Source organism: Spirosoma arboris (assembly GCF_009754945.1).
Taxonomy (GTDB): Bacteria; Bacteroidota; Bacteroidia; order Cytophagales; family Spirosomataceae; genus Spirosoma; species Spirosoma arboris.
In genome coordinates, this window is record NZ_WPIN01000007.1 from 102,240 (window position 1) to 116,215 (window position 13,976).

Here is a 13,976-nt window from a genome sequence, read left to right on the forward strand (position 1 = left end):
CTGAGTTGGAGCTTACTGCTTTTTATACTAAGCGAAGCCCGTTCCTGTTAGTTATCAGGGCTTTGTGGAAAACGGATAACTTCAAACATCCAACGTCGCATCCAATTTCTGATAGGCTATTGATTCTCCATCCGTCAGGCAAAGCCAAAGTACGTAATGTCCTGGCTTCAGGTCTTTTTTGTCCAGAACACATGAGAAGCCTGGGTGCGTATACTGTCGGCCCAGAGTACGGTCGGTCACATCGTCCCAAGCGTGTTTTTGCGTATCAAAAATGTAGCTGGTAGTTGGTGAATGAGCCACTAACTGAATGACTGCATTTTTAGGTAGCCCGTTATTCACTAAGGCCCATGACCGGTAAATTACCAGAAACTCAGTTGTGTTAAAGGGCTTCACCTCAGAGGTGATTGTATTTGTTACGACTAGCTTTGATGAATCGAAGGGCTGGGGAATGATTTTTAGCTCCTGGAAGGTGGTAGCCGGAATCGTATAAATACCTTTTTGCAATACATTCCTAAAAATGGGTTCGGCTACGCCTGGACTTCCCCAGTGTAAAAAAAGATTCTCTGGGTTATCATTAAAGAAAGCCGTACTGTAGCGCAGTTGCCGCGTTCTATCTTCAATGCGATGCCGATTGCCCTGATTAGTGGACGCCATATAAATAAAGAGAGCAATGCTGAGGTAAGCAGCCAATACCCCCAAGCGCAGGTAACGCTGTGTAAATGTTTCAATCGCTAATACCGCCTGGGTGGCAAACAGCATCACCACCACAATGCCATAACGTGGACTAAACGCTTGCTCTACCCCCATTCCTGAACGGGAGGCCATAAGCGACAGACAGGTAAGGTAGAGAAACAATAACCAACCCAATACCGGCAAATGAGCCGTGAGTCGTTTCTGATACCACAGATAACCCGTTAATCCTAAAGTTATCAATACCAGTAGTATACCGAATAGGATAGCTAGTTTGGGGCGCCCTATACCGACCAGTGATCCCACCAGTGAGAAAAAATAACTGATTGCTCGCCCCGTGTGATTGAATAGCGAATCGACAACATCGGGGTGATAAGGTGGTCGTATATAATTCAGGAAGTAAAATCCTACCGTTGCGGCCCCGATGATTATCCAGATAGTCAGGTTTCGATAAGCTTTTAGGAGAATCAAAATAGGGATGCCTGCAACAAACGTAAACATCCCATTGCCGCTGGTAAAGGTTGCCAGAATAGCTGCACCACAAGCAAGAGCAAAAGCCCTTCGTCCAGGTTGATTCAGGCTGTAAATGCTAAATAATGCAAAGGGAATTACATACAGATTCTGTAGTGCGGCCATACTCCAGGTCGATAATTCCCAGTATTGGAACAGGAAAAGGGAATAAGCAACAGGCAGCAAATAGAAAAGCTTCTGATTGAGCGGTAAACCCCGAAATGCTACTTTTATGAAAAGAAAGCCGATAAGCAACAGTGCCAGATTCCCGATTAAAATCAGGTGTACGAAATTCAACTGCCCAAACACCCAGTAGTCGGTCAGAAAAACAAGCCGGTCAAAAACAATGCGGTGTTCGTTGTACTGCGAAAAAATGAGTTTGAGTTTTTCGCCACTTGTTAGTTCGCCAGACGTGTAGTCTGCTACAAACGAAAGGGCACTATTAAAATCGTCTTCGTACGGAAAATTGTAGGCGTTTGTATAAATGGTTACGTAATAAATGATAGCTGGGATCAGCAGCAATACACTAAGGAGGATATATTGAAAAGCCGATGCCCTTGGCGCCTGTGACGGCGAATTTGATGCTAAAGGGGTCAGCCATTCAGGGCGTAAGTTCATGTGGATTGGACTTTGTATCGATTAGCCTGATATGCAATAATAGGGCAAGTATACTGCATAATACACTATCTGGATATACGATTCGGTCAGGAAACTACTTCCCATAAGCCGCCTACCCAGACAATTAACCCGGCGATACCGCTTTTACAACAGGATTGCGTAAATTTGTCTGATCTAACAGACTATAGAAACCATCGTTCGATGAAGTTAAATCTTCGTTATCAGGAATCATTTGAAGACCGTCATCACGGCCAGACGGACGCGGCTCTGACCGAAATGCTTAAAACGGTGGGTGTGCAATCCATCGATCAACTGATTGAGCAGACCGTACCCGAAATTATTCGACTCAAAAAATCGCTTAATCTGCCCGAACCTAAATCGGAAATGCAGTTTCTGACCGATTTTAAGAAAATAGCTGGACAGAATAAAGTTTTTAAATCGTATATCGGTACGGGTTATTACGATACCATTACGCCTAATGTTATCCTGCGAAATATCCTTGAAAACCCAGCCTGGTACACGGCTTATACGCCTTATCAAGCCGAAATTGCTCAGGGACGACTCGAAGCGCTGCTAAATTTCCAGACCGTTGTATCAGACTTGACGGGTATGGACTTAGCCAATGCATCGCTTCTGGATGAAGGCACCGCTGCTGCCGAAGCCATGCACATGCTATATGCTATGCGACCAGCTGCGAAGAAAAACGCCAGTACGTTTTTTGTATCGGAGCGTTGCCATCCGCAAACGATTGATGTCCTGTTAACCCGTGCTACACCAATTGGAATCAATATTCTCATTGGTGATCACCGCACAGTTGATCTGACAAATGGCGACATTTTTGGATTGTTATTGCAATATCCAGCGACAGACGGAGAGGTATTTGATTATACAGATCTGATTGCAACTGCCCATGAGCTTAATAGTACCGTTGCTGTTGCCGCCGACTTATTGGCGCTGGCCCTCCTGAAATCGCCCGGCGAGATGGGTGCTGATATTGTCGTTGGGACATCGCAGCGTTTCGGTGTACCTATGGGATATGGTGGTCCACACGCAGCGTTTTTTGCCACCCGCGATGCCTTCAAACGGCAAATTCCAGGCCGGATTATCGGTGTTTCTCAGGATGCAGAAGGAAAGCCTGCTCTTCGGATGGCGCTGCAAACACGTGAACAACATATTCGTCGCGAGAAAGCGACGTCAAACATCTGTACGGCGCAGGTATTACTAGCGGTTATGGCTGGTAGTTATGCCGTTTATCATGGCCCGAAACGGCTTCGTTCCATTGCCGAACAGGTCCACGGACTAACAAAAGCATTTGCTACGGCACTACGCTGGAGTGCTCACGAAGTTAGTACAGAAAACTATTTCGATACAGTAACGGTGAAAGTATCGGATACTGAATCGTTGAAAAAATCGGCGCGGGCGGCCCAGATCAATCTAAAGTATCTTCCAGATGATGAGCATGTCAGCGTTTCCTTCGATGAAGCTAAAACGTTCCATGATCTGACCGAATTACTGACCGTATTTGGTGTAAAAGCAGATATGGACGCAATTCTGGAAGGGCTGGAAACTACCTGGCCGGAGCAACTTGTACGTACATCTGATTACCTCACGCATCCTGTGTTCAATACATATCACACAGAGCACGAAATGTTGCGGTATCTGAAATCACTGGAAGAAAAAGATCTTTCGCTGGTGCATTCGATGATTTCTTTAGGCAGTTGCACAATGAAATTGAACGCTACTGCCGAAATGATTCCGGTTACGTGGCCTGAAATTGGTAAGCTACACCCCTTTGCGCCGAAAGATCAGACAACGGGTTATCAACAATTATTTAAAGAGCTAAACGACTGGCTTTGTGAAATTACGGGCTTTGCAGCCATGTCATTACAGCCGAATTCGGGCGCTCAAGGCGAATATGCCGGACTGATGGTGATCCGGGCTTATCACGAAAGTCGGGGTGATACACACCGGAATATTTCCCTCATTCCGCAGTCAGCGCACGGCACCAACCCAGCCAGCGCTGTTATGGCGGGAATGAAAGTGGTTATCGTGAAATGCGATGACCGTGGAAATATCGACATCGCCGATCTGAAGGCTAAAGCTGAACAATATAGTAATAACCTTTCGTGTCTGATGGCAACGTATCCATCAACGCACGGTGTGTTTGAAGAAGGCATCATTGAAATCTGTGAGATCATTCACCAGCATGGTGGTCAGGTGTACATGGATGGCGCGAATATGAACGCGCAGGTTGGTTTGACCTCACCAGCCAGTATCGGTGCAGACGTTTGCCACCTGAATCTGCACAAAACCTTCTGCATTCCGCACGGTGGTGGTGGACCAGGTATGGGGCCAATTGGAGTCGCTCCTCAACTAGTGCCTTTTCTTCCAGGCCATTCTATGGTTCATATTGGTGGTAGTCAGGCTATTCACGCTGTTTCGGCGGCCCCCTATGGCTCGGCCAGCATCTTAACCATTTCCTACGCTTACATTGCGATGATGGGTGGCGAGGGATTGACCAACGCGACGAAGCGCGCGATTCTGAACGCCAATTATATAAAAGCTCGCTTAAGTGGTCATTATGATACACTTTATACGGGTTCCAATGGTCGTTGTGCGCACGAAATGATTATCGATTGCCGTCCGTTCAAAATGGCAACAGGTGTTGAGGTTGAAGATATTGCCAAGCGGTTGATGGACTATGGTTTCCATGCGCCAACGGTATCATTCCCAGTGGCCGGTACGTTGATGATCGAGCCTACGGAATCGGAATCGAAAGCGGAACTCGATCGTTTCTGCGACGCGATGATTGCCATCCGCGAAGAAATTCGGGAAATCGAAAAAGGCCAGGCCGACCGGACTAGTAATGTGCTAAAACATGCACCGCATACGGCTACTGTTGCGCTGAGCGATAACTGGACCCGGCCTTATAGCCGTGAGAAAGCAGTTTATCCGCTACCGCAGGTTCGCGCCCGAAAATTCTGGCCAAGTGTTAGCCGAATTGATTCAGCCTATGGCGACCGAAATCTGGTTTGTGCCTGCGTTCCTGTTGAGGCTTATGCGACCGAAGTTGCAGAAGAAATGGAAGTCGAAAAATAGAATACAGTTGAGTTAAGTAACGCGGGAGGGAATTCGCGATTTGTAGCTGTCAAAATCCGAGGCTATAAATCATGAATTTCCTCCCGTGTTACGTTGAAAACTAGCTCAATAAAAAATCAATTGTATTCGTTAAAAGTAGTACCCGCCTGAATTTACAGTATCTTGGGCGCGGAAAAAGATTTCTGCTCAATAACCTCTATGAAAATCAATACGTTGTCTGTACTACTAATAGCGGTGGGGGTAACTACCGGATTAATGGGCTGCAACTCAGCCATGCAGGCGTATAAAAAAGGCGTTCGCCATTACGACGCTGGGGAGTATAATCTGGCTCTGAATCAGTTCCAGAAAGCGGCTAAGGGGAATATCGATCCCGCCCGGTTGAATTATTACACGGCAGAATCCTATCGGCTATCGAACCGGTTTAGCGAAGCCGCTCCCTTTTATCAAAAAGCCATTGAGGCCAATACAACCGAGCCAGATGCCCGTTTCAATTATGCCTATGCGTTAAAATCGCAGGGTAATTATACTGGCGCTCTGGAGCAGTTGCAACAGTATGTAGCCAATGCGCCTAAAACAACGGCAAAAACAACGCTCGACAAGGCAAAGCGTGAAGTTGAAACGCTAAAAGCTATTGACTTGATTGCGAAAAATAAGTCGCTCATTACCCTTCGGAATATGGGTAATTTGAACTCGCCAGGAGCTGAATTTGCACCCGTGGTTCGGGGAGAAGAACTTGTTTTTACCGCTTCTCGTAAAGAGCAGATGTATAAAAACAATGGTCAGCCGATGCTTGGTTTGTATAAGACCAAACTCAACCAGAAACCCGACGAAACGGGCAACGTTGGGGGTGCCTCGGGAACACCAGAACTTTTCAGTGCGAATATTTTTCAGGGAGATGTGAATGAGGGAACACCAGCTTTTTCGAAAGATGGCAAAACGATGGTACTGGCACGCGGTAACAATGGAAAACGCAAAGGAGGCCTGGATGTTGACCTCTATATTAGCCGATTAGGCGAAAATAATACCTGGAGTCAGCCACTACGGTTGCCCATCAGCGATTCAACTGCCTGGGATGGTTCTCCTGCGTTCTCAGGCGACGGCAAAACACTCTATTTTGCGTCGAACCGGGCCGGTGGCGCTGGTGGTATTGACCTATATCGCACCAGTATCGATGCGTCAGGGCGCTTTAGCCGCCCGGTCAATATGGGGCGCGATATCAATACGCCCGGTGATGAAATGTTTCCGTATGTGGGGCCCAATGCCAAACTGTATTTTGCCTCAGATGGCCATCCTGGTTTAGGGAAATTAGACGTCTTCGTAGCGACACGTTCTGGGGGCGTTACGCGGGTCGAGAATATGGGCCAGCCGATTAATTCCCCTGCTGATGATTTTGGCCTGATTTATACTGATCCCAATAAAGGGTTCATGGCTTCGAATCGTGGGGGAGGTAAAGGCGACGACGATATTTATTTCTTTCAGGAAGGACCGGATTCCGATACGACGACGATTGCTAAGAATCCACCACCAGCCGATGCGCCTAAAACGGTACGCTACTTTATTGCTGGGACGGTTTCTGCCAACGAAACGCCTATCGTTCCGCTTGATTCGGCAAAAGTCCGGATTCTGGACGATGCTACGGGTCAACCCATTGCCGAAGCAACGACGGGTCAGCCCGGTACGTTTGGAAAATACCCCTTACAGGAAGGGAAAGACTATACTGTTCTGGTCGAACGGAAAGGCTACCTGACGCGTCGGGAGCAATTTACCATGCAGGGTAAAAGCGTTCCTCCCGTTTTCCTGACCAAGGCCCAAACCGATACAACGTTTTATGTACCCGTTCTGCTTGACAGGTCGGTACTCAACAAGACGTTTGTCCTGGAAAATATTTATTACGATTTGGATAAGTATAACATTCGGGCCGATGCTTCGCCTGAACTCGACAAGATTGTGGTGATTCTGAAAGACAATCCGACACTCAAGCTCGAACTTAGTTCGCATACAGATTCCCGTGCACCGGATGCATACAACATGAAACTGTCGCAGAATCGGGCGAAAGCTGCCGTTGATTATATCGTATCACAAGGCATTTCGGCCGATCGTCTGGTTGCCAAAGGATACGGAGAGACTCGGTTAGTGGTCAAAAACGCAAAGACAGAAGAAGAGCACCAGCGGAATCGCCGAACTGAGATCAAGATTCTGGAATTATAATAATATAGTAGCAACTATATAAAAAGCCCACGCTCAAAAACAAGCGTGGGCTTTTTGATGCGTACTGACTAGCGATTTTAAGCCGCTTCGTCTTCCAGAATAGTGATACTATTTATTTTATCTCCCTGCTGAATTTCATCAATGACATCTAAGCCATCGACAACTTTACCAAAAACCGTATGGTTTCGATCAAGGTGAGCAGTGTTCTGGCGGTTGTGGCAGATGAAAAACTGCGAGCCACCTGTGTTGCGACCTCGGTGCGCCATTGACAACACACCCCGATCATGGTATTGATTCTCACCCGTCAATTCACAATCAATCGTATAGCCTGGACCACCTGCACCGGTTCCGGTTGGATCGCCCCCCTGAATCATAAAGTTTGGAATAACGCGGTGAAATTTAACGCCGTCGTAAAATCCTTTTTTAGCAAGCGTAATAAAGTTGTTTACCGCTTTTGGGGCATCTTTCTCGAAGAACTCAATGGTCATCGTGCCCTTATCTGTATTCATTTGTGCCTTTGGCATAACTCAATCTATTTTGTTTTGTGTGCAAAATTACAACGATTTCTGCTTCAATCTTACCCCTGGCACGTGATGCTATAAACCTACAGCGAGCTTTTTACCACCAATATAATTGTTGATTTATCAACTAAAAATAGGATTCTGAACGGTTATTTAACTTACCGAATAATTAGTTTTATTAACAATATATTCACATTTCTAGTCATACGGATTAAATTGTTGCCACTTTATAATATCCAAAAAGGCTTAAGGTCAAACTAGTTTGCCGAATCTAAACGTCGATATTATCATATAAGATTACCATGTCAGAATTGCAGGTCTCTCATTAAACCACCCTGGTTCGCCAGGTACATTAATTATGAATCAGCGCAACGGAGGTATAGATGTTTTTCGGTTTCTAGGGGCTTGTTTAGTTTTTCTGTGCCACAGCATTTATTCGGAATACCTTCCAACGCTGAACTTGTTAGGCTTATTGGGGCGATGGGTAGTTCCATTCTTCTTCCTGGTTAGTGGCTATTATTTCCAGAAAAGCTATGCTACCCGACCTGTTCAGGCTTTTACGAAAACAGCCAAAAATCTATTATTTGTCACGCTATTCGTCAACTTATTCTATCTGCTGTTCGCCATACTCACAGAAGAAACGATCCAGCCACTTATTTCCTATTTTACATTATTAACGGGGACTTACTTTCATTTATGGTTCCTAACCTCAATGGTGTTAGGCTATGCGGTGCTTTGGTTTCTTTTGCGGAATAAATTAGACCGTTTACTGCCTTATGCGATTGTTGGTAGCCTTTTGGTTGTCCTGGTTTTTATGCCCTATAACTATTTGCTAGGCCTGAAACCTCATCCAATTTATGCCCGTTCTCTCTTATCAATCCCTTTTTTATGCATAGGTTTTTTAATTTCTAAACATGCTTTAGAGGGTAAAGTATCCAAACTGATTGCCTATCTATTGATCGGAGTTGGTATTGTCATTCAATTAGGTGAAGTGCGTTTTTTGTCAAGCATTATGCCCGACGCAGCCAGAATAAATTTTCTGGTCGGAACTCTACCACTTTCAGTTGGTATCTTTCTATTATCCCTACGTCTATCTATCTCTCCAGATCATTGGCTCAGCTATTACGGCAGGCGATACTCCTTTCCGCTTTACCTATATCACCCTGTGGTCAATCTCGGTCTCCAACGAATCTTCGATAAGACAATGGTAATGGGTGAATTTATGTACTGGATTAGCCCATTAGTTGGACTAGGTGTTTGTATAATGCTATTAGTAGGTCTTGATAAATTTACTCCAGCCATATTTCGGGCTCTATGTGGCGATTTTAGTCGCCCTCGGTACAAGGTGGAAGAGAAGTCTGCCTGATTATCTACAACACAATAACTTAGAGGAGTCTTACCCATCTTGTAAGGTTGAATTAGGTCAGTCTAAATCACTAAAGTCATATTACTACAAATCAATAAGTCAGTCTATATACTGGAGCCAGATTTTTTTGCCCAGACTTTACGTCCCTCATTTATACAGCGACAAGCAATTTATTCTTCGAATAAGTCAATTTTTAGATTCTGTTTTCTGGAATAATGCAACTAAATTGCCTGATATTAAGTTAAAAACGAGAAAGAGTAGCCGATAGCTTCTTGTTTTTGTGCAATTATACTCAACGTTATTCTAGTTTTTGAGTAGTATTACTCTGTAATTCTCACGGCTCACTCGCTCGTTCGCTTTTAAACTGGTTTTTTATTGCTAGCCACCGTGGAAGCTCAACCGATTCCTTATTATGATAATCTGCCGGATTTTTTGAAGGCAGTGAAGTCAATTGACTCAACAAATCGCTGCTTTGGTATCTTTCCATTTGAGCAATTTGGTGGTCCAGGAGAAGTGATTCCACCCTTTCGGAGTAGTACGTATGTGGCGGCTTTAGTGACCGAGGGTACCGGAACGATTCATCTGGATGGTGTGCCTTATAGTGTTCAGCCCGGTACGTTGTATTTCCTGCGTCCCTGGGCGGTCCGATCAATTCACAAGGCAGACCAGTGGCACGGCTATGTAGTAATGTTTACATCAGAATTCGTAACGAAACGGTCGGTACTTTCTGATCCAATGCAGGAATACCCGTTTTATCGAAAGGGTGCTCAACCATTGATCCATATTACACCAGAGGAAACAAAAGAGTTACAGTGTCAATTTGAACAGATTGCTATTGAATCTGGTCACCCGACACGTTCAAAGGCTGACCGGCTGGATTTGATCTATCATTTGCTTCAGGCATTAATGATTAAAAGTCGTCAGATTTACCGCCAAACACTCTCGGCCATAGATTATTCGCAACCCGTATCTCTAGTCGAGCGATTTCAAAGCCTGCTGCAGATGTATTACCTGCCTGACCCTAATCAGGAAACACCGGTATTATTAACTGTCCATGAAGCGGCTGATCGACTGCATATCCATCCGCATTATCTGAGCGATATTCTGAAGAAATATACTGGGAAAACGGCCCTGCAACACATTCGTGAGCGAACAGCGTTTGAAGCACAGAGTTTGATTCGCAATACGAACCTGACTGTAGCCGAGGTTGGTTACCAACTTAACTTCGATGATCCTTCGAATTTTACCAAGTTTTTTAAGAGCATAACCGGAATGACACCTCGTGCTTACCGCGAACAACGTTACGCTTTAGCCGCATAATCCAATGGCAACTGGTAATTTTGATGAGTCAATTTTTATAATCTGCACATTTTACCAGTGAATCTACAAAACCTACCTGTTCAGTTGATAGGCGTACTGTTAATTTTGCTCCATTAGTAGATAGAGTTAACGCTTAATTCTGTAAGTACTAGTTGCTTACCTGATTTATTATGTGGATTGTACGTTTAGCGTTAGAAAAAAAATACACCATCGCCGTTATGGCGTTGCTGATTATGGTAATGGGCGGGTTGGCAGTTTCACAAATGCCAACCGACATTTTTCCGCGTATTAATATTCCAGTAGTTTCGGTCATTTGGGGCTATACAGGCCTGTCGACCAATGAAATGGAGAAGATGATCACCAACTTCTCCGAAACTTCACTCATCAACAATGTAAGCGATATTCAGCGGCTCGAGTCGCAGACTTATAATGGTACCGCTGTTCTGAAAATCTTCTTCCAGCCAAGTGTTAAAATAGAAGAAGCGCTCGCACAGGTAACGGCTATTTCGCAGACGATTCTGGTGCGAATGCCGCCCGGCACGCAGCCTCCGCTTATTGTTCGTTATAATGCTACAGATGTGCCTGTTTTACAGTTAGGCCTCTCTTCCGATAGCCTGACTGAAGCACAAATTACTGATTACGCACAAACACGCGTTCGACCACAGATTTCGACCGTTCCTGGTAGCCGGCTTTCGCAGGGATTTGGGGGTAAAACCCGCCAGATTGCCGTGGATCTGGAACCCGATCAATTGGTGGCTTATAACGTCACCCCAGAAGAAGTGACCAATGCCGTTTCGGCTCAGAATCTAACGTTGCCTGGTGGCTCGCTACGACTGGCTGAGCGGGAATACAACGTTCGGCTGAACTCCAAACCTGATGTCATTACAACGCTGAATGACATTCCAATTAAAACCGTTGGCGGAACGACGGTTCACATGCGAGATGTTGCCAACGTACATGACGGCGCTGCTGTTCAAACGAATATTGTTAAGCAGGATGGAAGTAAGGGCGTATTGATGCGCATTGTTAAAACAGGAAACGCATCGACGACCGAGATTGTCGATAAAATTAAAAACCAGATTTTACCCACAGTTCGGGCCGCTGCTCCTTCTAATCTGCGTATTGAAGCCTTATTTGACCAATCGTTATTTGTGCGAGCTTCTATCAAAGGGGTGTTGGTAGAAGGTTTGATTGCGGCTTTGCTTACGGCGGCTTTGATCCTGTTGTTTCTGGGAAGCTGGCGCAGTACCCTTATTGTCGCGATTTCGATTCCGCTCTCGATTCTATCATCCTTGATTATCTTGTATTTATTGGGCGAAACACTGAATATTCAAACGCTGGGTGGGCTGGCTCTTGCTATCGGTATTCTGGTAGATGATGCCACAGTAACGATCGAAAACATCCACCGGAACGAAGAATTAGGCATGCCGTTGCGCCAGGCCATTCTTGAAGGAGCCCAGCAAATTGCTACGCCAACGCTCGTTTCGACGCTCACGATCTGTATTGTTTTTACATCGGTCTTATTCCTCGAAGGCCCGGCTCGGTTCCTATTTGGGCCATTGGCCGAAGCGGTGGTATTTGCCATGCTGGCTTCCTACATACTCTCGCGGACACTGGTTCCAGCTCTGGCTGACTTGATGTTGAAAAACGAGCATCATAGCACAGACGAAACAAAACGTCCCAATGCATTTGCCCGATTCTATAATCGATTCAACGCTGGTTTTGACCGATTCCAGGCTCGCTATATAGGCGCTCTGGAATGGGTACTCAACAACCGTCGGACAGTATTGGGCGTATTTCTTGTTGTCATTATCTTCACAGGTGTACTCTTACCCTTTGTCGGACGAGACTTTTTTCCGCATGTGGATGGAGGGCAAATGAGGTTGCACCTGCGTGCGCCAGCTGGAACACGCCTTGAAGAGGCTGAACAGATTTCGGCTAAAACAGCTGAAATTGTTCGTGAAGTGATTCCTGAAGACGAAGTTGGTTCAATTATTTCCAATATTGGTTTGACTTCAGAGCGGTATAATTTCTTTTTCTCTGACAACTCGACCGCCAGTTCGGCGGATGCTGAATTATTGATTTCGCTGACCGAAGAGCGTTCACACTCAACGGATGACTATGTACGGGAAATACGAGCGCGACTGCGTGAAGAAATGCCCGACGTAACCTATTTCTTTCTGTCGGCTGATATTGTTAGTCAGATTCTGAATTTCGGTCTGACGGCTGCCATAGACGTTCAGGTGTCGGGTTTCGACCGGGCCAATAACCTTAACGTGGCGCGGGATATGCAGGATAAAATTGCACAGGTTCCAGGCTTGGTGGACGTACACTTGCACCAGGTTTTAGATGCGCCCGAACTCTTTTTAGATGTCGACCGCGAACGAGCCGGGCAATTTGGTCTGACCGAGCAACGAGTGGCAACGAATCTAAATATTTCATTAAGCGGTACCGGTCAAACTCGCCCGAACTTCTGGCCTGACCCTAATACAGGTTTCCCATACATCATTGCGGTACAAACGCCACCCTACAAACTCGACTCATACGATAAGTTGCTTCAGACGCCTATTACAGCCAGTCAGACGACTCCTCAACTGTTAAGCAACGTAATGACAATGAGACGCACAGTTGCACCAGTTATCATTAATCGGGTTAATACGCAACCCACTTATGATGTATATGCGTCTGTCGAAAAAACAGATCTAGGCTCAGTGTCGAAGGCATTAGAGAAAATAGCTGGTGAATACAAAGGCCAACTCAAACCCGGTAATGTAATTTCGATTCGGGGCCAGGTTGAGAGTATGGAAAGTGCCTTCAATCGATTGGGAATAGGCATTGTGTTTGCCGCTTTGCTGGTTTATCTGCTCATGGTTGTCAATTTTCAGTCGTTCCGCTATCCGTTCATTATCATTACCGCCCTGCCGGGTGCGTTGTGTGGCATGGTCTGGATGCTGTTTCTAACGGGTACTACATTCAGTATTCCATCGCTTATGGGCGCTATTATGAGTGTTGGGGTAGCAACGGCAAACAGTATTCTGTTAGTCAGCTTTGCGAAAGATCACCTACCTGAAGTGGGTGGAAATGCCTACGAGGCAGCGCTGGAAGCAGGTCGGACGCGTTTACGGCCTATTCTGATGACAGCCATCGCCATGATTATTGGGATGTTGCCGATGTCATTAGGATTAGGCGAAGGTGGCGAACAAAATGCACCCTTAGGCAGGGCTGTAATTGGTGGTTTGCTGATGGCTACGTTCACGACGCTGTTGTTCGTTCCCGTAGTCTTTAGCTATCTGGCCCGAAAAACTGCTGCTGACGATAAACCATCACCTACTGCAGCATGAGCCTGATTTATCACATTGTTTCGGCTGCAGATTGGGCAAGTCAGGAAGATTCGCCGAATTACGAAGCGGTCAGTTTACAGAGCGAAGGCTTTATCCATCTGTCTCAAAAAGAACAGGTTGGAGCAACGTTGAGCCGCTATTACACGAATGTACCAGATTTGCTGCTGTTGCACGTCGATACCAGCAAACTGACACATGACCTGAAGTATGAACTTGCTACGAATAATGAGTTGTTCCCACATCTGTATGGACCGCTCAATAAAGACGCAGTTATAGAAATAGAACAATTGAATTAATGGTCTT

8 protein-coding genes are annotated in these 13,976 nt (G+C 45.7%); 6 read left to right on the plus strand and 2 right to left on the minus strand.

All coding sequences use genetic code 11. The features are described 5' to 3' along the window. Nucleotides 1–81: 81 nt before the first annotated feature. Nucleotides 82–1,818: a hypothetical protein gene (locus tag GO755_RS19405; RefSeq protein ID WP_157586961.1), complete on the minus strand. Its 1,737-nt coding sequence runs from the start codon at nt 1,816–1,818 to the stop codon at nt 82–84. 201 nt (nt 1,819–2,019) lie between these two features. Between GO755_RS19405 and gcvP the strand changes: the two genes are divergently transcribed. After that, complete coding sequence (gene gcvP, locus GO755_RS19410) at nt 2,020–4,917, plus strand: aminomethyl-transferring glycine dehydrogenase (protein WP_157586962.1); 2,898 nt, start codon at nt 2,020–2,022, stop codon at nt 4,915–4,917. Nucleotides 4,918–5,115: 198 nt separating this feature from the next. Then, nucleotides 5,116–7,125, plus strand: coding sequence for an OmpA family protein (locus GO755_RS19415; RefSeq protein ID WP_157586963.1), 2,010 nt, complete (start codon nt 5,116–5,118; stop codon nt 7,123–7,125). Nucleotides 7,126–7,202: 77 nt separating this feature from the next. Here the strand turns inward: GO755_RS19415 and GO755_RS19420 are convergent, their stop codons facing one another. Further along, complete coding sequence (locus tag GO755_RS19420) at nt 7,203–7,649, minus strand: peptidylprolyl isomerase (protein ID WP_157586964.1); 447 nt, start codon at nt 7,647–7,649, stop codon at nt 7,203–7,205. A 355-nt stretch (nt 7,650–8,004) separates the two neighbouring features. Between GO755_RS19420 and GO755_RS19425 the strand changes: the two genes are divergently transcribed. The 4 genes from GO755_RS19425 to GO755_RS19440 all read left to right on the plus strand — a co-directional run bounded on the left by GO755_RS19425 (nt 8,005) and on the right by GO755_RS19440 (nt 13,969). Continuing rightward, complete coding sequence (locus GO755_RS19425; RefSeq protein ID WP_157586965.1) at nt 8,005–9,012, plus strand: acyltransferase; 1,008 nt, start codon at nt 8,005–8,007, stop codon at nt 9,010–9,012. Nucleotides 9,013–9,399: 387 nt separating this feature from the next. Further along, nucleotides 9,400–10,332, plus strand: a complete 933-nt coding sequence (locus tag GO755_RS19430; RefSeq protein ID WP_317165910.1) for an AraC family transcriptional regulator — start codon at nt 9,400–9,402, stop codon at nt 10,330–10,332. Nucleotides 10,333–10,502: 170 nt separating this feature from the next. After that, nucleotides 10,503–13,673 carry an efflux RND transporter permease subunit gene (locus GO755_RS19435; RefSeq protein WP_157586967.1) on the plus strand — a complete coding sequence of 1,057 codons (3,171 nt, stop codon included), beginning with the start codon at nt 10,503–10,505 and terminating at the stop codon, nt 13,671–13,673. Continuing rightward, nucleotides 13,670–13,969 carry a DUF952 domain-containing protein gene (locus GO755_RS19440; RefSeq protein ID WP_157586968.1) on the plus strand — a complete coding sequence of 100 codons (300 nt, stop codon included), beginning with the start codon at nt 13,670–13,672 and terminating at the stop codon, nt 13,967–13,969. Before GO755_RS19435 ends, GO755_RS19440 begins: the two co-directional genes overlap by 4 nt. The last annotated feature ends 7 nt before the right edge of the window (nt 13,970–13,976 follow it).